The 25,628-nt window shown below is 45.4% G+C and carries 22 protein-coding genes and 1 tRNA gene; 8 read left to right on the top strand and 15 right to left on the bottom strand.

Going from position 1 to position 25,628, the window contains the following annotated elements; all coding sequences use genetic code 11:
* Positions 1–2: 2 nt before the first annotated feature.
* Complete coding sequence (locus AYJ58_RS06745) at positions 3–1,235, bottom strand: efflux RND transporter periplasmic adaptor subunit (protein ID WP_106649504.1); 1,233 nt, start codon at positions 1,233–1,235, stop codon at positions 3–5.
* Between the two features lie 469 nt (positions 1,236–1,704).
* The gene (locus tag AYJ58_RS06740) at positions 1,705–2,484 is read right to left on the bottom strand and encodes a TOBE domain-containing protein (RefSeq protein WP_106649503.1); all 780 of its coding nucleotides are present in this window, start codon (positions 2,482–2,484) and stop codon (positions 1,705–1,707) included.
* A 205-nt stretch (positions 2,485–2,689) separates the two neighbouring features.
* On the opposite strand from AYJ58_RS06740, the gene modA reads away from it, so the two are divergent.
* From modA to modC, 3 genes are read left to right on the top strand one after another with little or no spacing between them, the layout of a single operon-like run.
* Positions 2,690–3,481 carry a molybdate ABC transporter substrate-binding protein gene (modA, locus tag AYJ58_RS06735; protein ID WP_106649502.1) on the top strand — a complete coding sequence of 264 codons (792 nt, stop codon included), beginning with the start codon at positions 2,690–2,692 and terminating at the stop codon, positions 3,479–3,481.
* Between the two features lie 46 nt (positions 3,482–3,527).
* Entirely contained in the window at positions 3,528–4,235 is a 708-nt protein-coding gene (gene modB, locus AYJ58_RS06730; protein ID WP_198555613.1) for a molybdate ABC transporter permease subunit, read from the top strand.
* A complete protein-coding gene (gene modC / locus AYJ58_RS06725; RefSeq protein ID WP_106649501.1) occupies positions 4,229–5,314 on the top strand; it encodes a molybdenum ABC transporter ATP-binding protein ModC in 1,086 nt (361 codons plus the stop codon). The genes modB and modC overlap by 7 nt, the downstream gene beginning before the upstream one ends.
* 86 nt (positions 5,315–5,400) lie before the next feature.
* Here modC and AYJ58_RS06720 read toward each other — a convergent pair.
* Positions 5,401–5,487, bottom strand: a tRNA-Leu gene (locus AYJ58_RS06720).
* 145 nt (positions 5,488–5,632) lie between these two features.
* Complete coding sequence (locus AYJ58_RS06715) at positions 5,633–7,222, bottom strand: bacteriohemerythrin (RefSeq protein ID WP_106649500.1); 1,590 nt, start codon at positions 7,220–7,222, stop codon at positions 5,633–5,635.
* Between the two features lie 314 nt (positions 7,223–7,536).
* On the opposite strand from AYJ58_RS06715, the gene AYJ58_RS06710 reads away from it, so the two are divergent.
* Positions 7,537–7,668 (top strand): DUF3149 domain-containing protein, encoded by a 132-nt coding sequence (locus AYJ58_RS06710; RefSeq protein ID WP_006083014.1) that lies wholly within the window; start codon positions 7,537–7,539, stop codon positions 7,666–7,668.
* 141 nt (positions 7,669–7,809) lie between these two features.
* Here AYJ58_RS06710 and AYJ58_RS06705 read toward each other — a convergent pair whose 3' ends face one another.
* Positions 7,810–8,421, bottom strand: coding sequence for a superinfection exclusion B family protein (locus tag AYJ58_RS06705; protein WP_063882249.1), 612 nt, complete (start codon positions 8,419–8,421; stop codon positions 7,810–7,812).
* 168 nt (positions 8,422–8,589) lie between these two features.
* Between AYJ58_RS06705 and AYJ58_RS06700 the strand changes: the two genes are divergently transcribed.
* The gene (locus tag AYJ58_RS06700; protein ID WP_106649499.1) at positions 8,590–10,221 is read left to right on the top strand and encodes an ATP-binding protein; all 1,632 of its coding nucleotides are present in this window, start codon (positions 8,590–8,592) and stop codon (positions 10,219–10,221) included.
* Between the two features lie 86 nt (positions 10,222–10,307).
* On the opposite strand, the gene tcdA is transcribed toward AYJ58_RS06700, so the two are convergent.
* Positions 10,308–11,117, bottom strand: coding sequence for a tRNA cyclic N6-threonylcarbamoyladenosine(37) synthase TcdA (tcdA, locus tag AYJ58_RS06695; RefSeq protein WP_006083017.1), 810 nt, complete (start codon positions 11,115–11,117; stop codon positions 10,308–10,310).
* A gap of 426 nt (positions 11,118–11,543) precedes the next feature.
* On the opposite strand from tcdA, the gene AYJ58_RS06690 reads away from it, so the two are divergent.
* Both AYJ58_RS06690 and AYJ58_RS06685 read left to right on the top strand, forming a co-directional pair.
* Positions 11,544–12,608: a porin gene (locus tag AYJ58_RS06690; protein WP_106649498.1), complete on the top strand. Its 1,065-nt coding sequence runs from the start codon at positions 11,544–11,546 to the stop codon at positions 12,606–12,608.
* A gap of 435 nt (positions 12,609–13,043) precedes the next feature.
* Positions 13,044–14,156: a porin gene (locus tag AYJ58_RS06685; RefSeq protein WP_106649497.1), complete on the top strand. Its 1,113-nt coding sequence runs from the start codon at positions 13,044–13,046 to the stop codon at positions 14,154–14,156.
* Positions 14,157–14,330: 174 nt separating this feature from the next.
* Here AYJ58_RS06685 and parC read toward each other — a convergent pair whose 3' ends face one another.
* Genes parC through nudF form a run of 7 tightly spaced genes read right to left on the bottom strand, consistent with a single transcriptional unit; the run spans position 14,331 to position 22,274 of the window.
* A complete protein-coding gene (gene parC / locus AYJ58_RS06680; protein WP_106649496.1) occupies positions 14,331–16,607 on the bottom strand; it encodes a DNA topoisomerase IV subunit A in 2,277 nt (758 codons plus the stop codon).
* Positions 16,600–17,772, bottom strand: a complete 1,173-nt coding sequence (locus tag AYJ58_RS06675) for a PQQ-dependent sugar dehydrogenase (RefSeq protein ID WP_106649495.1) — start codon at positions 17,770–17,772, stop codon at positions 16,600–16,602. Before AYJ58_RS06675 ends, parC begins: the two co-directional genes overlap by 8 nt.
* A gap of 52 nt (positions 17,773–17,824) precedes the next feature.
* On the bottom strand, positions 17,825–19,711 hold the full coding sequence (parE, locus tag AYJ58_RS06670; protein WP_106649494.1) for a DNA topoisomerase IV subunit B: 1,887 nt from the start codon (positions 19,709–19,711) through the stop codon (positions 17,825–17,827).
* Between the two features lie 56 nt (positions 19,712–19,767).
* Positions 19,768–20,343 carry a YqiA/YcfP family alpha/beta fold hydrolase gene (locus tag AYJ58_RS06665; RefSeq protein WP_106649493.1) on the bottom strand — a complete coding sequence of 192 codons (576 nt, stop codon included), beginning with the start codon at positions 20,341–20,343 and terminating at the stop codon, positions 19,768–19,770.
* A gap of 26 nt (positions 20,344–20,369) precedes the next feature.
* The gene (cpdA, locus tag AYJ58_RS06660; RefSeq protein WP_106649492.1) at positions 20,370–21,209 is read right to left on the bottom strand and encodes a 3',5'-cyclic-AMP phosphodiesterase; all 840 of its coding nucleotides are present in this window, start codon (positions 21,207–21,209) and stop codon (positions 20,370–20,372) included.
* Positions 21,210–21,224: 15 nt separating this feature from the next.
* The gene (locus AYJ58_RS06655; protein WP_063882262.1) at positions 21,225–21,665 is read right to left on the bottom strand and encodes a DUF1249 domain-containing protein; all 441 of its coding nucleotides are present in this window, start codon (positions 21,663–21,665) and stop codon (positions 21,225–21,227) included.
* A gap of 6 nt (positions 21,666–21,671) precedes the next feature.
* A complete protein-coding gene (gene nudF, locus AYJ58_RS06650; RefSeq protein WP_106649491.1) occupies positions 21,672–22,274 on the bottom strand; it encodes an ADP-ribose diphosphatase in 603 nt (200 codons plus the stop codon).
* A gap of 244 nt (positions 22,275–22,518) precedes the next feature.
* Between nudF and tolC the strand changes: the two genes are divergently transcribed.
* Positions 22,519–23,826 carry an outer membrane channel protein TolC gene (gene tolC / locus AYJ58_RS06645; RefSeq protein WP_006083027.1) on the top strand — a complete coding sequence of 436 codons (1,308 nt, stop codon included), beginning with the start codon at positions 22,519–22,521 and terminating at the stop codon, positions 23,824–23,826.
* A gap of 86 nt (positions 23,827–23,912) precedes the next feature.
* On the opposite strand, the gene AYJ58_RS06640 is transcribed toward tolC, so the two are convergent.
* Positions 23,913–24,650, bottom strand: coding sequence for a TIGR04219 family outer membrane beta-barrel protein (locus tag AYJ58_RS06640; RefSeq protein WP_106649490.1), 738 nt, complete (start codon positions 24,648–24,650; stop codon positions 23,913–23,915).
* Between the two features lie 2 nt (positions 24,651–24,652).
* The gene (locus tag AYJ58_RS06635; protein WP_106649489.1) at positions 24,653–25,621 is read right to left on the bottom strand and encodes a DUF2333 family protein; all 969 of its coding nucleotides are present in this window, start codon (positions 25,619–25,621) and stop codon (positions 24,653–24,655) included.
* Between the last annotated feature and the right edge of the window lie 7 nt (positions 25,622–25,628).

Here is a 25,628-nt window from a genome sequence, read left to right as displayed (position 1 = left end):
TGTTAAAACCTCACGCTAGGTGGACGACGGAACTTGCTGCTGCCATCATCGGAAGACGGCATACCAAGCACGACCTGATCGCCTTCCTTCAAACCTGCGATGATTTCGGCATTGATTTTGTTGTTAATCCCCACAGTGACATCCACATATTGCACTTGGTTATCGACTAACACAGGCACTTGATATTGCGGGCCACTGCGGGCTTTGCGCTCGCCAGACTTAGCCTCTGGCGCCGCGGATTTCTCCCTCGGCTTTATACGCAATATCTGCGCAGGCACCAACAGCGCATCATCGGCCTTAGCTAACACTATAGACACCTGCGCCGTCATGCCGATACGCAAGGTGCGGTCAGGGTTTTCTACATCAAACAGACCATGGTAATAAATGGCGTCTGAGTCGCTAGAGCTCATATTGCTATCGTCGCCATCCATCGAAATCGGCCCAGGCTCAATCGCCCTCAAAATGCCACGGTAGGGATGATTCGGTTTTCCAAGAACCGTGAAATACACAGCTTGACCCGGATGAACATTGACGACATCGGCTTCGGAAATCTGCGCTTTAACTGTCATTGTATCCAGCTGCGCCATTTCCACGATTGTCGGCGTCGTTTGATTAGCGTTAACGGTTTGCCCCACTTCCACCGCGGAATACACCACAGTGCCATCCATAGGTGCGGTAATTTTGGTATAACCTAAATCGATTCTGGCACTGTCGACGTTAATCTCAGCCTGTTGTTTTTGCGCTTCTAATTGCTCAAGCTCGGCTTGATAAACCGTTAGATTAGCATCGGCCACTTCATAATCGGCACGGGAACTGGCCTTATCGGCAAGCATTTGCTGCTGGCGGCTAAATTCCAATTTAGCTTGGCGGATCTGCGCCTGTTTAGCACGGAACTGAGCATTGATACTTTTAAGTGATGCGAGGGCATTCTTCAAATTATTCTGCTGCGCTAGACTGTCAATTTGAGCAATCAAATCGCCTTTCTTTACTTCATCACCTAGTGCCAGCGGCAAACTTAAAATTTGCCCCGATACCTGCGCGCCCACACTCACCAGTTTAGAGGCCTGCAACATGCCATTGGCCAACACTGAGTTTTCGATATCGCCACGGCGCACCGCTTCAGTCACATAGGTAGGTGCCGTTTCAGGCTTATGCCACATAAAATAAGCCCCGCCACCTAGGAGGATTAAGCCGCTTAACGCGAGCAGCAATTTACGCTTTGAGGATTTTTTCATCGGTATTGTCGTGTCCATCAATGCTAAAGACAGCAAGCATGCATCTTGCTAAGGAACTGAAATTGTTCCAACAGTATATAGAGTTAGCCAAAGACAGTAGACGAAGGAAGTGTCGTTAACAGGTAAAGATTTGCAAATATCTGTGTAAAAATTTGCAACGGAAGCACGGCTGAGCATTAGGTAGCAATGCCGATTTAGTGCGATACCAAATCGTTAGGCGGTAAATTGTAGGGGTTCGACGTTCTATGATTGTGCCACTTGCGGTAGCTCTGCCATTCAAACGAATCTAGATATACAAACTTCATTTAATTCTTTTTCAAGAAAGATCAAGGTCGTGGGGTGAAGCCTTATGACTTTGATGTCGATTTAAATACAAAAACGAACGATCCTATTCGACAACAATAACGCCAAGTACTGGCCACTCTCAGTGAATAACCCAATGATTAATCGAATTAATCATTCAATTCAACTAATTCATGCTGGCGAGGATCACCTGCGTGGCATCAAAACAGGCAAAACATGGCTCGCCGACAGCCAACGCTTGCATTTGGGTGAGTGGCATCACTGAATAGATGATGTCTTTACCATTAATATCTATGGCTAATTCGGCCTTATCGCCAAGCTCAGTCACACTCAGCAAACGGCCGCTGAGGCAATTTTGCCCATCCAGTTCACCGGCATGTGTCGTCGCCCGTACCGCAGGGGCTTTAAACAGTAACAACACAGATTTATCCAAGGCTAACTGTAAGCGCTCGCGGCTCGAATGGGTCACTGAAATCTGAATCTGTTGCCCGCCCGCTAAGGTCACGCTGATGTTGTCATTTAATCCAAATGAATCAATGCCATTGATACGACCCGTTAACTGATTACGGGCGCTAGTATTGAGTGAGAAATGCGCCATCACATCCAATAAACTGTGCATGTCGACGGACTCATCAAGCAAGGCGGCCAAGGCCATTGCTTGTACTTGGGAGGTGATGGAATACACCTTGAGCAAACGCTCGCCAAATTCGGTGAGTTTCGCGCCGCCACCGCCTTTTCCGCCCTTTTCGCTACACACTACGGGTTCGGGCATGGCGGTGTTCATCTCATTGATCGCGTCCCACGCTGCTTTATAACTGATCCCCGCAAGCTTGGCGCCTTGGCTGATCGAGCCTGTGTTGGCGACCTGCTCAAGCAGGCTTATCCGCCTAGGATTGGCGAAGGGCTTATCCCCGAGGGAAAGCGTAAGTAATGCATGTAAATCCATCGTTTATCCCGCACCCAAGTCTGACTTGAGTCCTATTGTCCTTCATCGTCTTGAGGATACCAATAAGATTGCCGAGATATTTCAGCGGATCAATACCATTAATCAGCAAGAAACCGCACACAGATCACTAATTGATTGCTTAGGGCTTGAATGATCGATATATAGATTGATATATAACGATCACTTTTTATCACGGAGGAATACAATGAAATCCATTCACCTTAAGCAATTACTGCGTTTTACCACGGCTTCATTATTCACAATGGTACTGACATCTAGCCCAGTTTTTGCGGCAGACAATGAGCAAGTGACTGTTTTTGCTGCGGCATCACTCACCAATGCCCTTAACGAAATCGGCGAGCAATATGAAAAAGAACACCATACTAAGGTGGTCTTCTCCTTCGCCTCTTCTTCAACACTGGCAAAACAAGTGGCCAATGGTGCGCCCGCCGATCTGTTTGTCTCGGCGAATCAAAAGTGGATGGATTATCTGGTCGATGCTAAAGCGGTCGATGTTAACAGCCGAAAAATCTTGTTAAAAAATACCTTAGTCTTGATTGCCGAGAAAAATAGTCCCATCACAGAGGTGGTGCTCAATGGCGATTGGGATATTAAAACCGCATTAAAAGGCGGCCGTATGGCTGTTGGCGACCCTGATCATGTGCCCGCTGGACAATATGCCAAGCAAGCCCTCGAAAACCTTAAGCTGTGGCAAGTCGCTGAGCCATTACTCGCCCGCGCTAACAATGTCCGCGCCGCACTCGCCTTAGTTGAACAGGGTGAAGCGCCGCTAGGCATAGTGTATTCAACCGATGCGAAAGTCGCCCAAAAGATCAAAATCGTTGGCACCTTCCCAGAAACGAGTTACAGCCCAATTGAATACCCTATCGCCTTAGTCAAACAAGAATCGACCACAAGCGCCAAAGCGTTCAATGAGTATCTGCAAGGCCCAAGCGCGACAAATGTGTTTGAGAAATATGGCTTTGGAGTGAATTAGGGTGCTGAGTGGTTCTTTGTTAAGCGGCTCATTTTTAAGCGACTCTATGCTAAGTGGCTCTCTTTTAAGCGACTATGAAATTGCCGCACTGCTGCTCAGCTTAAAGGTGTCATCCGTTGCCGTTATCGCCAGTTTACCCTTGGGTATTTTGTGCGCTTGGTTACTGGCAAGGGTCGAGTTTCCTGGCAAGGCTATATTTGACAGTGTGCTCCATCTACCACTGGTGTTACCGCCCGTGGTAGTGGGTTACCTTCTGCTGATCAGCATGGGCCGCCAAGGTTTTATCGGCCAGTGGTTATTTAATTGGTTTGGCATCAGTTTTAGCTTTAGTTGGCGCGGTGCGGCTCTCGCGGCGGCGATAGTGTCATTCCCGCTGATGGTCAGAGCCATACGCCAATCCTTTGAAACTGTTGATATTCGACTCGAGCAGGCCGCACGCACTTTAGGTAGCAGTCGATGGCGAGTATTTCTCACCATCACACTGCCGCTCACCTCTCCTGGGATAGTGTCGGGGATGATTATCGCCTTTGCCCGCAGCCTAGGGGAATTTGGCTCGACCATTACCTTCGTTTCTAATATTCCCGGTGAAACCCGTACGATTCCGCTCGCCATGTACTCTTTTATTGAAACTCCGGGAGCCGAATATCAGGCCATGCGTTTATGCATTATCTCGATCGTTATCGCGCTCGCGTCTTTACTCGCCTCCCAATGGCTGAGTAAAAAAGCCCTGCAGAGGACGGCAAGCGTATGTTAACAATCAATATTGAAAAACGACTCGGACAACTGCAACTGAAAGTCGATACCCAATTGCCATTGCAAGGCGTGACAGCCGTTTTTGGCCGTTCGGGTGCGGGTAAAACCTCGCTCGTGAACCTACTCGGTGGGCTTTCAACCCCAGATTGCGGTGAAATCCGCCTCGGTGACAAACTGCTTTATCAACAAGGCAAAGTGAACCTTCCACCAGAGAAGCGCCAAATTGGCTATGTATTTCAAGAAGCACGACTGTTCCCGCACTATAGCGTGAAGGGCAATCTCAACTATGGAGTACGTAAAACCAATCCCGTGCTATTCGATAGAATTGTGCAACTACTAGGGATTGATAAACTCCTCAATCGCTATCCCGGTACGCTATCGGGCGGTGAAAAACAACGGGTTGCCATTGGCCGTGCCCTGCTGACATCGCCCGATATGCTGTTGATGGATGAGCCGTTAGCGTCACTCGATTTACCCCGTAAACGCGAGTTGTTGCCCTACCTGCAAACCTTATCGCAGGAACTAAAACTGCCGATAGTGTATGTGAGCCACAGCCTAGATGAGATCTTACAACTGGCGGATTATATGCTGGTGCTGCATCAGGGAAAATTGATCGCCCAAGGCGTCTTAAGTGAAGTGTGGAATAGCGAGCAAATGCGCCCTTGGGTGCCATTGCAGGAGCTCAGCTCACTCCTCAGTGCAAAGGTTGCCGACAGACATCCCGACTACCCCATGACGCGACTCGTGATGGATGATGGAAACTATTTGTGGGTAAGCGGCTATCTGGCTGAAACGACAAATAAACTCAAAGTGCGTATTCAGGCAAACCATGTCTCGGTTTGCACTGAGGTTCCCAAAGGCTCAAGTATCCGCAACCTACTAAAGGGAAAAATTAAAGAGTTATACCCCAGCGATAACGGCGAGCAAATCCAATTAAAAATCGCCCTAGGCCGCAATGAACTTTGGGCCAACATCACCCCTTGGGCCTGCGATGAACTGCAACTCACTCATGGAAAAGCGATTTATGCACAAATCAAAGGCGTGACTATGACGCAAATGGATATCGCCGAATCCCACTAGCTCACCCTAAAGCACCGAGCAAAAACCAAATTTCAGGCACAAAAAAACCGACGCTAGGTCGGTTTAGTTCCTTCATTAGAAGGATTTGGTACCAGTGGCCAGACTCGAACTGGCACGCTTTTAAGGGCGGGGGATTTTGAATCCCCTGTGTCTACCGATTTCACCACACTGGCATATCAAATATGCACTTAGAAGCAATCAAACAACTGGCTGTCTCTAAGTGCTGGGAATTATACCTTTGCCCATGACAATGGCAAGTCTTTTGCCGCGACTTTAATACAAATTGCATTTAACCGCTCAAAAATCATGCTCTTGGGGTTATTCTGCGCCATGGGATAACAAAAAGGCGGTATATTCTTTATCACTTTTTTGAATATGATTAACCAACCAAGCCTTCAAGAAAGTCATTAATTCGTCGGCAACATCTTCTCCTTTTACAACCCGCTTTTGAAAATCAAGTACTTGCCCGACTAACTTGCCGTGTTTTTCCTTGTGACTGTCAGTTTGTGGGTAGCCAAAGCGGGCAAAGAGTTCTTCTTCATAGGCAAAGTGGTTGGCGGTGTAATCCACCAGCCCTTGCACGATACGTTTGATGGCTTCGAGCCCATAGTCTTCATTTAATGTACGGTGTAATTCATTGATCAATGAGACTAAGCGCTGATGTTGACGATTGATCTCTGGCATCCCTATGTCTAATTCAGGTCCCCATTTCACAAACAGTTTATTTTGTGCCTGAGTCGAATTAAAGAAAGCCGCATTCACATGGAATCGGTGCAGCAAGGAGCCGATTTCCTGCGACATGTTATACACTTTCAAGCTCGATAAGTTAGTGTTGTTGGTGTGAGATGCATTACTCAGCGCGAGTTCTGCCATCACAGTAATATTTTTATTAATCTCTTCAGCAACAGTGTGTTGTTGCCCCGATGCCGTGGCAATTTGATGGGACATATCGGTAATAGTCTCCACCTGAGCGACAATCTGCCCGAGTGCACTGTGGGCTTGATCAACCATATCAGCTGTTTCGTCGGCAATAGCCACGTTTTTCAACATGACTTCAACACCATGTTGTGCACCTTTTTGTAAGGCGGCGATTTGTTGTTGGATTTCAACCGTGGCTTCAGATGTCCGCTTAGCGAGATTACGCACTTCATCGGCGACAACGGCAAAGCCGCGACCATGCTCGCCAGCTCTCGCACTTTCAATGGCAGCGTTTAAGGCGAGCAAGTTGGTTTGCTCAGCCACCTGCGAAATAGTTTCGATAATGCTACTGATATTGTTGCTGTCGGCGGCCAAGTGCTCAATCACGGTTCGAGTGCTATGGATCTGCTCTGACATAGCGCCAATTTTAGTGACTATGCCATTCATGATTTGGTCGCCATGCTTAGCAGAACTTTGGGCAATATCGGCAGCTTTCGCCGCACTGACTGCATTTTGCGACACAGCTTGCACGCTTGAAACCATTTGCGTCATCGCACTGGCGGCCAGTTCAGTTTGATGCTCTTGCTCTAACACACCTTGTTTGGCCTGCTCACTGATGACCTTAATATCTGAGGCGACTTTTTTCATGCCTTCGCAGGTATCAGACAAAGATAAAATGGTGCGGCTAACATCCTCGCCCATGCGATTAATGCTATGCACAACCTTAATGAAGATGCCCGCATCTTTCTCTTCTAATTGATAACTTAAATCCCCTTCGCCTAAATGATGGGCGGCGCGCTCAAGCTGCCTTAAATTGCGAATTAATTTATTGATGTTAAAAATTAAAATGCCGGCGAGCGCGCTTAAACACAGGATGGCGACAAAGTGCCCTGTGGCAACTAAACAATAGAGTGGATAAATCAGCAACAGCAGTGGCGCAAAGATAGAATTATATCCCATTGAATCCTTGCGACTTTTATTAGAATCCATTTTTTACTCCTTTAAAAAACTGATATTGCCGCATTCATATTAAACAAGGGCGAATAGATGGAATGCGCGTTAACTAAATAAATAACGAACTCATTGAGTAGGTTAATCCTAGACGCTAACAGAAGATGAAACAAAGCCAAATTATTTGAACTCATCACTGTTAAGCATAGCCTTAAACTTGACCAAGATCACAGAGTTAACTAAGAGTTATCGCTTTGTATTCCTATGTCGATTTTTTATTGATCGAGATCAGTATTTTGGCTATCGAATATCGCTAATTTAGAGAGGACTTCACAGGAAAGAGGATTTCAGTCATGGCATTTTGGTTAGATCTAATGTTTGGTAACCCCATAGGCTTACTTTCAATGATCGTTATCTTTAGCACAATAGGGATAGTGTCCTATATCACTTGGATGTTCATTGTGAAGTCGGCACCGAAACAATAGTTTTTGCTCCAGTTGTTCTTCATGTTCTTGTATAAATGCAAAATCTAGGGGGTTTTTATCACCCCCATTTTTTGTTATCTCACTTTTCCGATTACTGCAACTTACCTAAGCCAGCACTCATGCGAGCGAGACAAAACACGCCTATGCGGCGTGTTTTCTGTTTTGTACTAGGCCATTTAAAAACTGCGGACGTGCCTTAATCAACGACTGCATTTCCTCTTGGCTCGGCTCACCCGCAGGTAAACGCAGCACATCGCGGTTGAGGTACATGCGAGCCTTCATAGCAATCTTATAATCGGCTGTCGGTCCCTGAATCGCATAATGGCGCTCGTTCCCTAGCTTTTCTAAGATACAGGCATTCAATAAACTTTTTACGGCAGGCTCATTTTGCGGCAGAGTCAAAATCGTGGCGCCCTGAAGAAAAAACTCTCTGACTAATGCTCGCTCAGCGGGATCAAGCAAGTTCACTTTAGCTTCAATCGTCTCAATAACGCGCTTATCACTTAAATGACGAATTGATTCATCTAAGCCTAAGTTAATCAGCTGACTCAAAAAATAGGCGATAGAGATGATTAGACCTAATCCAACAAAATGAGCATGTTCGGGCACAAATTTATCGAGCGCCAGCACTGCCAACGCATTAGGAGGAATAAGGAGTAAGACAGTACAACTCACCATTAGCCACAGCATGACTCTAAACATCATTTTCTTCGGGCTAAAAAACTTAACTGAATCCAGCTTGAGTTTAAACATAGTGCTATCCCAGTGACAAAAAATTGAACTTATTGGCTACAAAGCAAATTTAATGCCACAAATGAAGACATATTTCATTGATTTTATCTGCGAGAAAATGCACTTTCTGGATCTGTAGGTCTATGCTTATAAGCATCTCAAGCCGCTATTGCATAAAGAAAATTTAAGATGCTGACATTCTTTAGCCAACTTATCAAAAGTCCCATAGGCAGGCACCTGACCTTGTCTATTGTACTTTTTAGCTCTGTTATCACCTTAATCACCACTGCGTATCAATTGATCAGTGATTATCGCAATGACGTTGTGCGTATCGACAGAGTGTTTTCCAATATGGAAAAAGTGAATTTAGATGTGCTCGCCGCCAGTATTTGGGTGATTGACGAGCGGCTGATTAACACTCAGCTCAATGGCTTAATTCAGCTGCCCGATATTAACTACATTTCGATTAAAGATGACAGCGGCCAAGCATGGAATGCAGGCGAGCAAAAGCAAGAACACTCCTTAGATAAAACCTTCCCGCTAGTTTATAAATCCCCGACCGAGAGCATTAATGTCGGCACACTTGAAATACAAGTCGATGTCGATGCCATATATCAGCGCTTGTATGATAAAGCCATTATCATTCTGCTCTCTAATGGAATAAAGACCTTCTTAGTTGCTGGATTTATTCTGTTTTTAGTATGGTTCAATATCACCAAGCACTTAGATAAACTCAGTCAATACTGCAAAGATATCGACCTAGATCAAGAATACGAGCCGCTGCAATTTGCCCGCCAAGAAAAAATTGATGAGTTTAAACAAGTCGCCGACTCCATCAATAGCATGCAAGTACAGCTGAGAAGCTCCTTTGGCGCCTTAAAGAAATCTAAGGCTGAACTGCAAACGGCCCTAGAAGACAGAGAGCGGCTACTCAAGCTCGAACGTAGCTATAAAGAAGAACTCGCCAGACAAGTCAAAGAAAGGACCATAGAACTAGAACAATCCCTTAGCGCACTAAAACGGGCGCAACAAGTGTTAGTTGAGCAAGAAAAAATGGCGGCCTTGGGAGGACTCGTGTCAGGGGTTGCCCACGAGATCAACACACCGATTGGCATTTGTTTGACGGCGGCGAGTGCACAGCTGAGCCATATTGAAGAACTGATCGATCTGATCCACAGCGATCAAGCCACCTTAGACGAAATCAATGAGATCCTTAATGAGTATCAAGAAAGCTGTGAACTCATAGTCCGCAATATCACCAAAGCCAGTAGTTTGATCCAAAAATTTAAGACGATCGCCATCGATCGCAGTCATGAAGAACACCAACCTTGTAACTTAAGTCAGCAACTCCACGAGATTTTGGAGTCAACATTGATTATGCATCCGCATGTCAACGCCGTTACTGAAATCAGCGTAGAACCCACACTCAATATTCAAACCAATATCAGCTTATTGAATCAGATTGTTAGCAATATTCTGTCGAACGCCTTTACCCATGCTTTCCATGGACGCGAAGATAATCTTATCCACATCAGCGCCACAGTGGATGAAGAGTCGATTCTAATTAGCATCCAAAATAATGGTTTAGAAATTCCAGCCGATGTCGCTGAACACATGTTCGAGCCATTTTTCACCACCAATCGTAATAAAGGCGGCACAGGCTTAGGATTATCAGCAGCCTTTAATGCCGCGACGCTGTTGAAAGGCACTATGAGTTATCGCGCAGACTCAACACTTGGTGGCCCGCAATTTGATATCAAATTTCCGTACACTCAATGTGAGCCTACGGTCCCCAGTGTCCAACACGATTTTTATATCTAGATATAATGCAGTGGAATGACCAATATTGAAGTGATACTCACCGCTCATACGAGCGGTGAAATTATGGGTAGAAAAACCTTAACCCTTTAAAGCGTTTCTTGAGCCTGTAGTGCCAAACGCGCTAATACTCGACTTGCCGCCACAAAACCAAATGTCCCAGTGACCATAGTGACAGCACCAAAACCCGACGCACAATCCATTCTCATGCTGCCATCGGCCGCGGCTTTAGTACCACAAACAGAGCCATCGGCTTGCGGATACACTAACTGCTCACTGGAAAAAACCGCATCGATAGCAAAGCGGCGTTGCACGTTTTTAGAGAAGTTATATTCACGGCGCAAAATATTGCGCACTTTGGCTAACAAAGGATCTTGGTAAGTTTTAGCGAGATCAGTTAACTGAATTTGAGTCGGATCTGTCTGGCCACCCGCACCACCGACAGTAACAATTTTGATTTTTTGACGCTTACACCAGGCAATTAGCGCAGCCTTTTGCTTAACGGCATCAATACAGTCAATAACATAATCAATGTTGCCGCCCTCTTTAGCCCCGAGCAAATACTCGCCTAAATTATCCAATGTAATAAAATCTTCTATTTCATTTACTTGGCAATCAGGATTAATCTCACGGATCCGCTGCGCCATCACAGCGACTTTAGAACTGCCAATAGTGGAACTGAGCGCGTGAATTTGACGATTAGTGTTAGTAACACAGATATCGTCTAAATCCATCAAGCTTATCTGCCCAATGCCGCTTCGCGCTAAGGCCTCTGCCGCCCAAGTACCTACGCCACCAATACCAATCACCACCACGTGGGATGTAGCAAATTTAGCCAGAGCCTTTTGTCCATACAAACGGCCAATTCCGCCAAATCGATTTAGATAGGCCTCAGTCATAAATACTTACCTTATATTACTCAATAACAGCAGGAGCGCTTGCCCTAGCATCGAAGTGATGCCAGCAGGGACAGCTTAATAGCAGCACTAAAAATGTGCGGTGGATTCTAAACGATCTGGACATAAATCGAAATCAGATCCGCAGACACATAACACCAGATGCAAAAGGATACGATTGCCAAGTAAGCGTAACAAATGCAAAGACTCATAATGCATGGCCGAACAACTCGGTAATCAACATAGTGAAAACCTGTATTTAACTTGTAAAACAATACGTTAAATAAAGCACCCTTTATATGAAACTTGATCCAGATCACACTTTATTGCTGACAGTCTGTGCAGACTTTGCCACACAAAAGCTCAACAGCATGCATAGATACTTAAGTAATCCATGCATATAACAGCGATAAGCATAGGAAAATGAAGATGAAAAAGAATCTGCTGACGACGGCTATTATTTCTAGCCTCACACTCTATTCATTCACAGCACTCGCCGATGGCCCTGAATTCTATGGTCATGCTGATCTTGCCATTACCAATTCAGACACAGGTTATGCAACTCAAAACCAAAAGGAGGGCACTGTCCTTGAAAACAACTTCTCTTGGTTAGGCGTAAAAGGTTCTGAAGCTGTAAGCCCGTATTTTGACATCATTTATCAAATGGAATTTGGTGTCGAAAACTTTGACAACTCAAATAAAACCTTCAATGCCCGTAATACATTCCTAGGGATCAGAAGTGCCGCTGGTACGGCCTTAGTAGGCCGTAACGATACCGTATTTAAATCAGCTGAAGGTAGCTTCGATCTTTTCGGTAATACCAATGCTGATATCGACTTACTGGTTGCAGGCCAAACACGCTCCGCCGATGGCATTTCTTACTATTCACCTAAAATTGCCGATCTGGTGACGCTTAATGCCACTTATCTGATGAGTGATAACTATGACCAAGTGGATAGCAATGGCAACGAGGTGTATAGCAAAGATCACATGTATGCTCTGAGCGCCACCTTAGGGGATAAAACCTTTAAAGCACAGAACTACTATGTCGCTGCCGCCTATAGTGATGGTATTGATAACGTTGAAGCCTACCGTGGTGTGGCCCAAGCTAAATTCGGCGATGTTATCTTAGGTGCCTTATATCAACACAGTGAACATGTGGATGATAAGTTTGCCAATCTCTCAGGTGATACCTACTTCGTCAACGCGGCTTACTTAATTGGCGACTTGAAATTGAAGATGATGTACGGCAAAGATGACTCAGGTTTAGGTAAATACGTGAGCCGTTATGTCGGTGACCAAAACAACAGCGGCTTAGAACAAGTCCGTGATGTTGACCTGCAACAGTTCAGTGTGGGTGCCGATTACCGTCTGAGCACTAAGACTATGGTCTATGGTCACTACACGCGCTTCGATGGCGATCTTATGTTGGCTGATGTGAAGCAAGACCTGAATGACAACATCTTTACTGTTGGTTTACGCGTTGATTTTTAAATAGATTAATCAACTAACCATAAGGTTATTTCTTGATAAAAAAGCGGCTCCGGCCGCTTTTTCTGCTTAAATATCGTCCCCAAACACATATCCACAGCCGATATGACAGACTTGCTACAGTATTAGTATATGCTACAGTTACCCTCGCCGACCCACTGTCTAAGGCAATCCGCCTTATCTACCACTTAAGTAGTAAGTGAAAAATACAGTTTTGCAGCTTTCAGGCAAATTTGCAGTCAAGGTATAAGGAAATATCCTAGAAATAGCCCGAATATGGACAAGGAGAGCCAAAAACATGATCTGCACCACAGCCTGCGAGTCGTAAAACTGTAAAAATCGGCGGCAACTTTGTTACCGACTCAGGTGACAAATGCGTTAAACCACACAAAAACCATGAAAAATGGAAAAGAACTTAGGTTCGAGGGAGCACAAAACATGAAAAAGACATTCATCTCTGCATCAGTTGCATCAGTATTGGCATTGGCTTCATTCGGTGCGCTAGCCGAAGGCCCAAGCTTCTATGGTCGTTTAGAGCTTGCTTTAACTCATACTGACACTGCTGCTACCCTACAAGGCGGCACTAACGGTATCGATACCAAAAACTATGCCGATGAAAATAACGCTGGCACATATTTAGAAAACAACTTTTCTCTGTTAGGTGTAAAGGGTTCAGAAAAGATTGCTGATGGCTTTGAAGCTATCTATCAAATGGAATTCCAAGTTGAAAATACATCAACAACGGGTGATGTATTTAAAGCGCGTAATACTTATTTAGGTTTAAAAACTAACGCAGGTACTGTGTTAGTGGGTCGTAACGATACAGTATTCAAACAAGCCGAAGGCGGTGTGGATATTTTCGGTAACACTAACGCCGATATCGACCGTTTAATCAGTGCTCAAACCCGTAGCGCTGATGGTGTGTGGTACTACTCGCCAAAAATCGCTGGCTTAGTAACACTGAACGCAACTTATTTGTTTGATGATAACGACACGACTGCAAAAACTTCTGAAAGCTTATATGCCCTAAGTGCAACTTTAGGCGATAGCAAGTTTAAAGAACAGAACTACTATGTTGCTGTAGCCTATAACAAAGGAATTGCAGGTGTTGATGCATACCGTGGTGTAGCTCAGGTTAAATTAGGCCAATTCAAAGTCGGTGGTCTATTCCAACAATCTGAAGATGTTGTAAATAGCGATATCGATGGCAATACTTACTTCGTGAACGTTTCTTACGATCTGAACGGCGTAAACCTGAAGGCTGAGTACGGCTTTGATGATGCAGGCTTCGGCAATTACTACAAGAACGTTAACAAATACACTGTGATAACCCAAGGGACTGATGGTAAAGATATTATTACTGCGAAATCTTGGTCTGGCACTGATATCAGTGTCCAAAACTTCAACGTAGGTGCTGACTACCGTCTAGCTAAATCAACTATGGTATACGGCCAATACGCTATGTACCGCGGTGACCATGTTGTTGCCGGTAACAAAGTTGATCTACAAGATGACAACGTATTCTCTGTAGGCGTACGTTACGACTTCTAATCTCTTAACCCAGAGATAATTAAAAACCTACTGTAGCGATGCAGTAGGTTTTTTTATGTCTCGAATCGAATAAACGGTCGAGACTCAGGCGATAAAACAAAAAAGCCACCCAAGTCAACTTAGATGGCTTTCATTTATGTCTTTAATGCTTCAAAACCTTGAATCCATCAAGGATTAAATGCTCGGTAATGGCTCGCCGCCGTCACCTAATTCAACGCTATCGACACGTTGTAAGCCCCTTGGCAATTTAGCCCCACGACGACCACGTTCACCACGATAATGCTCAAGATCGCTAGGCTTAAGTGTGAGTTTGCGTTTACCCGCCCACAAGGTGACTGGCGTGTCACTCGGCACTAATTGTAAGTGCGTCATCAGCTCTTCACGATTCTTGGCTCTTTCCGTAGGGATACCGATAATCTTGTTGCCTTTCCCCTTAGATAACTGCGGTAAGGCTTCTAACGAAAACAACAACATTCGACCTTCGTTCGTGATCGCCAAGAGCGACATTTCCTTAGTGCGATCAATCAACTTAGGCGTTAATGACTTAGCGTTTGTCGGCAAACTCAGCAAGGCCTTACCCGCCTTATTGCGTGACACCATATCATTGTACGAGCAAATAAAACCGTAACCCGCGTCAGTTGCCAACAGGTAACATTGGTCTTCCTCACCCATCAATACATGCTGCATGGTTTCGCCAGGTGCCATATTGAAGCGAGTCGTAATAGGTTCACCTTGGCTACGGGCAGATGGCAAAGTATGGCTATCGGTCGCAAATGCCCGCCCGGACGAATCAATAAACACCGCCGCCTGATTACTGCGCCCCATGGCACTGCACAGGTATTGGTCGCCAGACTTATAGGAGAGCGATAACGGATCGATATCGTGGCCCTTAGCACAACGTACCCAGCCTTTTTCAGACAAGACCACTGTCACAGCCTCAGTCGGCGTTAACTCTTGCTCAGTTAAGGCGCGAGACTCGTTGCGCTGCACTATGGGTGAACGACGATCATCACCGTAGGTTTGCGCATCTTGAATTAATTCTTTCTTTATCAAGGTCTTCAAGCGACGCTCTGAGCCCAATAACTGCTCAAGCTTCTCGCGCTCGGCTTCAAGCTCATTCTGCTCGGCCGTGATCTTAAATTCTTCTAACTTAGCTAAATGACGTAACTTTAACTCGAGGATCGATTCAGCTTGTTTATCACTGAGTGAAAAACGGGCCATCAACTCAGTTTTAGGATCATCGTGAAAACGAATAATCTCAATCACTTCATCAATATTGAGGAAAGCGATCATCAAGGCTTCGAGTATGTGTAACCGCGATACGACTTTATCTAAACGGTATTCCAAACGACGTTTAACTGTATCAACGCGGAACTCTAACCACTCAGTCAATAAGGTTTTTAGTCCCTTCACCCGTGGGCGGCCATCGAGACCCAGCACGTTTAAGTTAACTCTAAAGCTCTTTTCTAAATCCGTGGTGGCAAATAAATGTGCCATCAGTTGATCGCAATCGACACGGTTTGAGCGCGGAACCACCACCAGCCGCACAGGGCTCTCATGATCCGACTCATCGCGCAAATCGGCCACCATAGGTAATTTCTTCGCCTGCATTTGACTGGCGATTTGCTCTAAAATTTTACCACTACTGGCTTGGTGCGGCAGCGCAGTAATGATGATTTCACCGCCATCGACTGTGTAAACCGCGCGCGCTCTTAATGACCCACGGCCCGACTCATAAATCTTTGCAATATCGGCAGACGGGGTAATAATCTCGGCTTCCGTTGGATAATCAGGCCCAGGCACAAAGGCCATTAATTGCTCGAGTTCAAGCTTAGGCTCATCGAGCAATGCCACGCAGGCTGAGACTAATTCCCTGACGTTGTGCGGCGGAATATCCGTCGCCATACCCACGGCAATACCGGTAATCCCATTAAGTAAAATATGCGGTAAACGTGCTGGCAGTACTTTTGGCTCTTTTAACGTGCCATCAAAGTTAGCGCCCCACTCGACCGTGCCTTGCCCCAGCTCGCTGAGCAGCACTTCAGAGAATTTGGATAAACGCGCTTCGGTGTAACGCATAGCCGCAAATGACTTAGGATCATCGGGTGCCCCCCAGTTACCTTGACCATCGACTAACGGGTAACGATATGAAAATGGCTGCGCCATCAATACCATAGCCTCATAACAGGCGCTATCGCCGTGGGGATGGTATTTACCTAATACGTCACCAACCGTACGTGCCGATTTTTTATGCTTAGACTGAGCCGACAAACCTAACTCACTCATGGCATAGATAATTCGACGCTGTACAGGTTTAAGCCCATCGCCAATGTGTGGCAGGGCTCGGTCCATAATGACGTACATGGAATAGTTCAGATAAGCCTCTTCGGTAAAGCGCCGCAACGGCATTTGCTCTACTCCATCGAGACTTAACTTGATAGCGTCACTCATTTTCTTCTAGTTCCTGTGGTTCTTCAGTACTATCGCCCTTGTAGAACAAACGATACACGTTACCTTTTAAATCATCTGAGATGTACATAGCACCGTCGGCAGCCGATAACAGCGCAAAGGGGCGAGCGACGGGAAACTCACCGTCAAGGAAACTAACAACCGTTTCACGACTCACCACTTTTTGGTTTTCAATCTTGAGCATAACCACTTGGTAACCGACTTTGCTCGAACGATTCCACGAGCCATTTTCGGCTACAAACAACTGATTATGGTACATATTTGGAAAATGATTGCCGCTATAAAACGCAAGCCCTGTGGGTGCAACATGGGCAGGTAGTTCATATACTGGTAGCGAAATTTTTAGATTTTTTGGCTTTTCATAGGCAGGTTCAACCACAGCACTGGCATGTAAGTAAGGGAAGCCATAATGACTCCCTATCACATCGACGCGGTTAATCTCATCGGGTGGCAGGTTATCCCCCATCCAATCTCGGCCTTGATCGGCAAACCATAATTTTCCGTCTATTGGTGACCAATCAAATCCACTCGCATCACGCACACCGGTCGCAATCTGTTCACTCGCACCTGTATCAACATTGATCGCTATGATACTGCTGTAAGGTACTGGCGCTTCACAAACGTTACAGGGCGCACCAATAGACACATATAAACGGCCATCTGGGCCAAAATTAATTGCCCGAGAACTTTTCTTCTCTGAGTAAGGCAAATCACTGTAAACTTCTTTGGGTCGACTCGGGCGGCGTAATCTTTGCTCGATATCAACAAAGCGTACGATTTGATTTTCAGTGGCAACAAACAAGTCGCCATTGTGGAATGCAATCGCATCGGGTGATTCAAGCCCTTTAGCAATCACGTAGCGCTTATCGACACGACCATCTTGATTGCTATCGACTAACGCATGAATAGTGCCGCTCTTATTGGAACCGACAAATAAAGTGCCATTCGCCCCCATCGCCATTTGCTTTGCATCACCAATATCCGAGGCATAAAGCGATAAACCAAACCCCTTAGCGACGGTAATCATGATCGATTGGGAACCCGCAAAGGCGCTATTGCAGAGCAATAACGTTACACTCGCTAGGAGCGTAAAACCGGCAGACAACACCTTTAAGCAATTATAATTATTAGTTTTAATACACAACATTGTAATTTTCTTTATGCCTATGTTTTATTGTTATCGGCAATAGTGCACAACATTAAAGTAAAGCCATGTCACCCTTATCTTCGAGCCAGTTTTTACGGTCCGGCGAACGCTTCTTAGCGAGCAACATATCCATCAAAGCATCTGTCTCTTCGATATCATCTATTGTCAACTGTACTAAACGACGGGTGTTCGGATCCATCGTTGTTTCACGAAGTTGTAAAGGATTCATCTCACCCAAGCCTTTAAAGCGGGTTACTTGTACCTTGCCCTTTTTATTCTCAGCGGCAATGCGATCTAAAATTCCCACTCTTTCGGCTTCATCTAAGGCGTAATACACCTCTTTGCCGATATCGATACGGAACAGTGGCGGCATGGCAATATACACATGCCCCTGTTCAACCAAGATACGGTAATGCTTCAAAAATAGCGCGCATAACAAGGTAGCAATGTGCAATCCGTCGGAGTCAGCATCCGCAAGGATACAAATCTTGCCATAACGCAGCTCAGAGATATCACTGCTATCGGGATCGCAACCAATTGCGACCGAAATATCATGGACTTCCTGTGAGGCTAACACTTGTGAAGCATCGACTTCCCAGGTGTTTAAGATTTTGCCACGCAGCGGCATAATGGCTTGAAACTCGCGATCGCGGGCCTGTTTCGCACTACCGCCCGCAGAATCCCCTTCCACGAGGAATAACTCTCCGCGCATCGGATCTTGGCCACTACAGTCCGTTAGCTTACCCGGTAGTGCAGGCCCAGAAGTCACCTTTTTACGGGCGACCTTTTTAGCGGCCTTTAACCGACTCTGGGCGTTATTAATGCACATTTCGGCTAAGGATTCAGCTAACTCGGTATTTGAGTTCAACCAGAGTGAGAATGCGTCACGCACAACACCAGACACAAAAGCAGCGCATTGGCGGCTCGAAAGCTTTTCTTTGGTTTGGCCAGCAAATTGCGGTTCTTGCATCTTCACCGACAAAATAAATGCGGCGCGATCCCAAATGTCTTCGGGTGAAAGTTTAATACCGCGGGGAATTAAGTTTCTGAACTCACAAAATTCGCGCATTGACTCCAATAAACCTTGGCGGAAACCATTTACATGAGTACCACCGAGTGGAGTCGGAATTAAGTTAACATAACTCTCGCCAATGGATTCACCGCCTTCTGGCAGCCAAGTAATGGCCCAATCAGCGGCTTCTAGCTGGCCCTTAAAACAACCGACAAACGGCTCATCTGGCAACCTTAAATTGTCGCCAATCGCCGCCTTCAAATAATCAGTTAGGCCGCTTTCATAGAACCATTCATGGACTTCATTTGTTTGTTTGTTGGTGAATTTGATCCGTAAACCTGGGCACAATACCGCTTTAGCCCGCAGCAGATAAATCAGTTTTGAATTAGAAAAGTTAGCCGAATCAAAATAGCTGGCGTCGGGCCAAAAATGCACTCGAGTCCCAGTATTGCGACGACCACAGGTCCCCGTTGGGCGTAACTCTTCAACCTTAAAGCCATTTTCAAATGCGATATCATACACTTGACCATCACGGCGAACTGTCACTTCTACACGGCGCGACAGCGCGTTAACGACCGAAATCCCCACACCGTGCAAACCGCCAGAGAACTGGTAGTTTTTATTCGAAAATTTACCGCCGGCATGCAATTTGGTTAGGATTAACTCGACCCCAGGAATGCCTTCTTCTGGGTGGATATCCACCGGCATACCACGGCCATCATCGGTGACTTCGAGGGAGTTATCTGTATGTAGAACAACTTCAATTTTGGTCGCGTGACCCGCCAATGCTTCATCGACACTGTTATCTATGACCTCTTGGCCCAAATGATTTGGTCTGGAGGTGTCGGTATACATACCTGGACGGCGTTTAACAGGATCGAGTCCGTTGAGAACTTCAATGGCGTCAGAGGTGTATTGATTCGTCATAGGGCACGCTATAAGTTATTGTATCCGGCCATGTTGCGGCTCGGCATGTCAGTTTGTCAAGGTAAGTGTAAAAATTGGCTTACAGTTTGCAGATGCGATTCGTAGCCAACAAAACTGTGATCGCCTCCCGCTTCAATTCGCAATTGGCAGTGATGGTACTTATTGAGCGCTTCGCGATAATCCAGCACTTCATCACCCGTCTGCAATAATACCAAAAAACGATCCGGATTGCGGATAACAGCCGTATTAAATTCAGCAACTTCCCGCTTATGCTCGGGCACGACAAGATAATGCTGTTCGGTATAGGGATTAAATTGCGGCCCCATAAACTCATCAAACAATTCAAAGGGTTTTACCGCTGGATTGACTAACACAGCCTTGCCGCCATAGGTTTCGGCTAAATAGCTGGCAAAATATCCGCCTAAGGATGAGCCTATGTAAGTTAATGGCTCATTGGCATCGACAGCCGCCTCAACATAAGTGGTTAACAGTGCCATGGCAGCCTTGGGCGTATTGGGTAACTGCGGCTGATGAAAGGTCACACTCGGGTGATACTGCGCCATGTACTCAGCCGTCATCACAGCTTTATCTGAAAAGGGTGAGCTATTAAATCCGTGAATATAAAGCAGCATATTTCCTCAGGCTGCGGTTATTCGCGTTAATAACCGCTAGAGTTGTTGTCGGGGGAAAAATGGTTACCCGGTACGCGATACACTTTAGTGTTGATGCTACCATCGGCTCTCAACTCCAGCAAACGATAACCCGGTTGGACGCTATCCAAAGCAAAATAAGGCGATAACGGCTTAAATTGAATACAAGTGGAAGGTGTCGCCATTAGCTGCATGCTGCCATGAGGGCCATTATGATGGGTATCGATACATTGGTGCACATGACCCCAGAGTAATCCTTTGACCTGCGGATACTTTGCTACTCGCGCAATAAATTCGGCGCCATTGTCCATGCAGTGCTGATCCAGCCAAGTGCAATTCACGACAATGGGATTGTGGTGCATCACCAATAAAGTGTGGCATTCGGGATGTGCGGCAATGGCTTTATCAATTAATTCAAACTGAGTCTCGGCCATATTGCCGCCGGGCTTTCCCCGCACGGTTGAATCCAACATGAGAATTTGCCAGTTTCCGGCCAGAATACGCTGCTGTCCAAAAATCTGTTCACCTTGCATGTGCAGATACATAATCCGCGGATCATCATGGTTACCGGGAAGATAATGGCAAGGTAAACCAATAGGAGTCACGGCTTTCACAAATTGCTGATAGGACTCAGCCGAGTAATCTTGACTTAAGTCACCCGTGGCAAGCATCAAATGAGCGGGATAGTCCACAGCTCTAATTGTATTTAATACGGCAGCAAAACTCTTGCTAGTATTGACCCCTAATAGCTGAGCTTCAGGATCGGCAAAAAGATGCGGATCTGTGACTTGCACGATACGCACGCTTTCCCCTTCAGCTATGGAGTAAGAGACAGCCTCTTTCAGCACATTGAATACCCAATTCTAAGACTGGCACACGACACTATGGTGGTAACCAATCTTTAATAACTCTTCCAGGAATGCATTCACCTGGTGCTTTTCATCACTTTGATACATACGTACATTGGGATAATCATACACTGGGCGTAATTGGTAAATCTGTTGACCAGTTAACACTTCTGCTAATTTAGCATCATGATAAATTCTCACTAACACCTTGGGAGTATTGATAAACTCCTTGATTGCAATGGGGCGTGATATCTCAACTAATTGAGTATATTTGGTATTTTCTAAAATTCGCACTACTAATATACCAAACTCACCTTCGAGTCGCCATGACTCACCGATAGCTATCTCTAACGGTAACCATTTCAACATGTAGCCATAATTTCGCCCGCACAGTGCGAGAAAGTCACTGACATTGGGTTTATAGCGCCGTTTTAGACTCGAAGTAGCCAAATTCATCCCAACTTAAACCAGTTGTTGATAGTTTAATTGTAACCATTGTAATCCAATGACGGTCGACGCATTATCGATCTCGCCCGCAACCACACTATGATAAGCTTGCTCGCGGCTTAGGACATGCAATCGAATATCTTCGTGCTCTTCAGCTAATCCATGCAATCCTTGAGCGTCGTTCGAATCAACATCGGCCCAATAGAAATAAAAACGTTCTGTGCTGCCACCTGGGCTGGCGAGATAACTATTCACACTGTGCATTTGCTTAGCGACCAAACCGGTTTCTTCCATTAATTCGCGGTGCGCAACTTCCAGAGGCGTTTCTTCGGCTGCAATCATACCCGCGACCAACTCGAGAAGCCAAGGAGATTTAGTGGTTGCTAATGCAGGAAAACGTACCTGTTCGATAAGCACCACTTTATCTTGTCTGGCATCATAGGGTAGAACGACCACAGCATGACCCCGCTCAAACACTTCGCGGGTGACAGGTTTGCTCCAGCCGCCTGCAAACAATTTATGTTTAAAAGTGTATTCGTCCATTGAGAAAAAACCTTGATACAGGGATTTTTTTTCTAAGATCTCAATATCCGTTTGCGAAAAAACAGGGGGTTTCATACTCTATCCTTAAAAGTTGAATTTGCGCCTATAATCAAGGCAATTTGAGCACATTTTTAAAATAAAATCTGTTACACTTCGAATTTGACTTGAAAGTGTCAGAGTTCTTAGACTCTAGATCATTAAGTTTTAGCTGTATCGGGAAGCGTCGGGAAGCGCAAACCGCCTTGGTAAAGGCATTACTTAGTCTAAACGAAGTTAAAATATTCCTCCGTGGGGGGATTTTGTCTAATAAGGACAGCAAATGAAATTTAAGATCCATAATTTATGCGCAGCATTAACACTTGCGGCTTCCGCTTCAGCGGTGCAAGCAGATGATTTGTTGCAAATTTATCAACAAGCACTGACCAGCGACCCGCTCGTATTGCAAGCCCAAGCCCAGCGTAATGGTTTGTTTGAGAAAATCGAGCAAAACCGCGCTCCGCTGTTGCCAACCATTAGTGCAAACGTCGGTTATGACAAAGCTTGGAATGATCCTAAGGATGATTCAAGCGGTCTAGTGGGTAGCCTGAAATTAAATCAAGTGATTTATGATCATAGTGCTTGGGTCGGTTTAAGCCTTGCTGAGAAAGCCGCTTCTCAAGCTGATTCTGCCTATGCTTCAGCATTACAAAACTTGATTACTCGTATCACTACAGCCTATTTCAACGTATTAACGGCGAAAGATAACTACGAGTTCCAAGGTGCAGAAAAACGTGCGATCGAACGCCAACTTGAACAAACTAAACAACGTTTCGCTGTGGGTTTAACCGCCATTACCGATGTGCATGAAGCCCAAGCTCAATATGACTTAGCCTCAGCCACTGAAATTTTAGCTGAAAACACACTCGCTAATAGCTATGAAGCTTTACGTGAAATCACTGGTATCGATCACAAGACAATTAACGTGTTAGATACCAATCGTTTCTCGGCCGTAACGCCAGCGCCAACGTCGTCAAACGAATGGTTAAAGATTGCTGAAACCAATAGCGTCGATTTGATGACTCAACGTATCGGTAAAGATATCGCTCAAGAAACCATTAAGCTTTATCAAGCAGGCCACATGCCTTCTTTAAGCTTGAATGCAGGTTACAACAAAGGTCTTGAGCAAAAAACCGGTAATATCAATGAGCCTGACTTCGATAACGTCAGTGTGGGTGTCAACTTAAGCATTCCGATTTTCGAAGGCTTTAAAGTGAGCTCACAAGTTAATGAAGCACAATTTCAATATGTTGAAGCAAGTGAAAAACTTGAGCAAACTTACCGTGGTGTTGTGAAAAACGTCCGTAATAACTACAACAACGTAGGCGCTTCTATCAGCTCAATCAAGGCCTATGAACAGTCAGTTATTTCATCAGAAAGTGCATTGAAAGCCACTCAAGCGGGTTTCGAAGTGGGAACTCGTACTATCGTTGACGTACTGAACCGTACTCGTGACTTGTACGATTCAAAACGTAAATTATCCGATGCACGTTATAGCTACATCAACTCGGTCATTGCCTTGAAGCAAGCAGCGGGTACATTGAATGAAGATGACGTAATTGCCATCAACAATGGCTTAATTGCAGAGTAATCTCTTACCGTTAGCAGATTTAAAGTTGTTAGATGTAAAAACCGCCGATAGGCGGTTTTTTTATATTCAAACGTTACATCAACAGATTAGAAGTTAATTTCAACGCCCGCGAAGTAACCTTTAAATTTTGTATCGGCACTCACACCCGAGAAGTTACTCACGTCGAATAAAAACTCACGGTAGCCTACACGTACACGGGTATCGACGGCCAAACCATCGAATTGCCAGCCTAAACCAATCGCATAATCGTGAACGCTTGATTCATTTACGCCCTGCATTAAATCAGCAAAACCGTACAAGCCTAAGCCTGGCATACCCACATGTGTACTGGCATAACCCATCACAATGCCGCTATCGACATCTATCTCTTCAGGGTGACCAGGGTCTTGCACGCGCAGTGAGCCATTCATTAACTTGTAAGCCGCACCGAGATCTAATGACACTATGTCGTTATCCAATATTTCGTAATACAGCACGAAATCTGTGTTGCTCAAATCAGTATAAGCAGTCACATTACCTTTAAAATCATGACCATTGAAGTTGAAATCAGCATCAGACATGCTGCCTTTTTGATCTAAGCTATTTTCACGAATTTTAATATTAGGGACAAATGGCAAAGGATGTTCAACCGCAATCCAATAGCTACCTTGAGCAGATGAACTGTAATCAAATGATTGTTGTGGTTGACCTTTATCAGCAAAAGTACCGCTAGTATCGGCGCGCCAGTAGTCACCGCCAATTGTGAAACCGACCACAGTCGCCGCTTGAGCTGATGTGGCCATGCATAATCCTAATACCGCACTGGCGAGGAGAGTTTTTTTCATAATTAACCTTGAGATAGCAAGTTCGTTAAATCAATCACCGCGGCATTTGCACGGGATACATAGTTAGCCATAACCAATGAATGATTAGCGACTAAGCCAAAACCGCTGCCATTAAGTACAACAGGGCTCCAGACAGTTTGCTGAGTGGCTTCCAGCTCACGAATGATCTGTCTTAAGCTCACTTCAGCATTTTTCTTCTTTAAGACGTCGGCAAAATCGACTTCCACGGCGCGCATAAAGTTCAGTAAGGCCCAAGAAGCACCACGGCTCTCATAAAAAACGTCATCAATCTTCCACCAACTGGTTTTTACTTGATGGCTTGCCAAGTTAGGCGTAGATTGACGCGCCGCATTATCGCCGGCTAAATCGGTATTTAAACGCTCTTGGCCAACACTGGCCGATAAACGCTGCGACATGCTGCCCAGACGCTTCTGCACTTCTTTCAACCATTCATTGAGGTTGTCGGCGCGGGCATAAAACTGTGCATCTTGATTGTTAGGGTCCATCATGCGGGCACGGTACAGCTTCAGCAATTTAATGGCATCGCGGTATTCGCTTTCGGCACTTGGCACTAACCAGCTCGTGTGATCAATATTGAGCTTAGATTGGGCTTCGCCTAAATCTTTATCCGCTGCCGATTGTGACTGCGAGCGACTAAACTCTTTACGCATAATCAAGGCTAAATCGCGGGCTTGTTCTAATGCACCGTATTCAAATGCGGGCATGTTATCCATAAAGATAGAAGGTGGCATCACATCGTTTGATAACCAACCGCCTTGTTTATCCAGTAATGTTTCGACTGTGAGGATAAGCGAAGTGGTGGTTGCGTATCCGACCACATTTTTATCGGTAGCCGTTAATTGTTGAGGATTGATAGGATCGGGTTCGATACTCCACCATACACTCACGCCATAACCGATTAATACTAAAAATAAACCGACACCGGTAACTTTTTTCCATGTAATTTGCATCAAGCGA

The organism is Shewanella sp. Pdp11 (assembly GCF_002838165.1).
Classification (GTDB): Bacteria; Pseudomonadota; Gammaproteobacteria; order Enterobacterales; family Shewanellaceae; genus Shewanella; species Shewanella hafniensis.
Note: the sequence above shows the minus strand (reverse complement) of the source record. Positions and strands in the feature narration are given on the sequence as shown.